The organism is Marinagarivorans algicola (assembly GCF_001292705.1).
Lineage (GTDB): Bacteria > Pseudomonadota > Gammaproteobacteria > Pseudomonadales > Cellvibrionaceae > Marinagarivorans > Marinagarivorans algicola.
This window is the reverse complement of the sequence record NZ_LGAK01000094.1, coordinates 1-1,867: the sequence shown is the minus strand read 5'-3', so window position 1 is coordinate 1,867 and position 1,867 is coordinate 1. Positions and strand designations below refer to the sequence as shown.

At 35.0% G+C, this 1,867-nt stretch carries 1 protein-coding gene; it reads left to right on the top strand.

All coding sequences use genetic code 11. The features are described from left to right. Nucleotides 1–1,618, top strand: a 1,618-nt coding sequence (locus AC438_RS16275; RefSeq protein WP_238376427.1) for a GmrSD restriction endonuclease domain-containing protein, incomplete at its 5' end; no start/stop codon positions are given. Nucleotides 1,619–1,867 lie beyond the last annotated feature (249 nt).

The following is a 1,867-nucleotide window of genomic DNA, read 5'->3' as shown; positions in this document are numbered from 1 at the left end:
CCAAATAAAAAAAGGAAATAACATGGCAGCTAAGTCAAACTTAGTAAACCTTGATGCAATGATCAAAAGAGCAGATTTTGCTCATAAGCAAGATGAAAATTCGTCTTTTGAAACATTCAATAGTATTCCTGCTCGTGAATTAGCTTCAGGTAGCCCAATAGTGGCCTTACTAAGAAAGCCGGATTTTCAAAGGGAAACAAATCATTGGACACCAGACCAAGTCGTATCTTTGCTTGATTGCTATATCAATGGAGACTTAATTCCTTCAGTAATCCTATGGATGTCACCTTCATTTTTATTTGTTATTGATGGGGGGCACCGATTAAGTGTTATCCGTGCCTGGATGGAAGATGATTATGGTGATGGGCAAATATCTCATAAACTATTTGGACATGACATATCTTCAGAGCAAAGAAAGGCAGCAGAAAAAACAAGAAAAATGGTTAAAGAAAAAATTGGTGCTTGGAGTTATTATCAAAGCCTTTTAAAAGATAATGATAATGATAATGATAATGATAATGATGATATAACTCCAGAACAAAGAAAAAAATTAAGTACATTAACTGCTCGTGGGTTGCCAGTACAGTGGGTAAAAGGAGATGCAGATAAAGCAGAGACATCATTCTTTAATATCAATATGAAAGGAACTCCGTTAGATTCTCTTGAAGAATTGCTATTAAGGAATAGGAAAAGACCTGTACCAATTGCTGCAAGAGCAATAATTCGAGCTGGTAAAGGTCATCGTTATTGGTCTTTATTTGCAAAAGAAAAAACAGAAATTATTGAAGATAAGTCTCTGAAATTACATCGCTTATTATTTGACCCTGAGATCAAAAAGCCTATCAAAACTTTAGATCTACCGCTAAGCGGCTCCAAGGGTATAAGAACAGCCATTCAAATACTGATTGATTTTATCTTAATTGCAAATGCTAGCCAGCAAAACGGAGTAATGGAGTTAGATAAATATCCTGAAGACCTTTCTGGTGAAGGCACTCTGAATGTATTGAAGAAAACTATCACTTTAGCATCAAGAATCACGGGGAATGATCGCGGTAGTCTTGGGCTTCATCCCGCTATATATTTCTATGGCCCAACAGGTCGCCATTCAAGTGCAATGTTTTTGGGTGTCGTAACTCTTTTTAGTGAAAAGCTAATACAAAAAAATAAATCATTTTTCACTAGATTTACAAATGTAAGATCAGAATTAGAAAATATACTAATTAGTAATAAAGAGCTTGTCGCTACTATTTTACAAAAACATATTAGTCATAAAAGGGCTAATATATTCAAAAATTTGCTAGAGAAAATTGTTGATAAATTAAACGATGGGAAAGAAATTACACAAAATGACTTGATTGTATTTTCTCAGCTAGATGGTAAATTGATTTCTGGTGATGTACAAAGTGGTAGTTCTAAAATATCAGATGAACAAAAAAGCAAATTATTTATCAGTATTGCTCTAAATAATGCTCTTACCTGTCCGATATGTAATGGTTATTTAGATGTCGAAAAATCAGTATCTTATGATCACATACAAAGAGTTAGAGAAGGTGGTGTAGGAAGTGCGGACAACGTACAGGTTACACATCCCTATTGTAATCAATCAATAAAACAGTAAATATTTATTGTTTTACAATCACTTATAAAATTACTTAGACAGGCATGCCAAAAAGAAAATGACACTAAGTTTTATCGACTCTCGTATCACCACGCCAACACAATCGCTAACAAGGTGTTAATGCAATAAAAAGCATCAAGAACCCAACCTTATAACGTAGGGTTATGTAGTTGAGCAGGAGTGATGGTGGGTAATGCGGGAAGGGCTTATTGCGGGTGGTTATTTAGGCGGCGCGCTTGGGCCTTTACC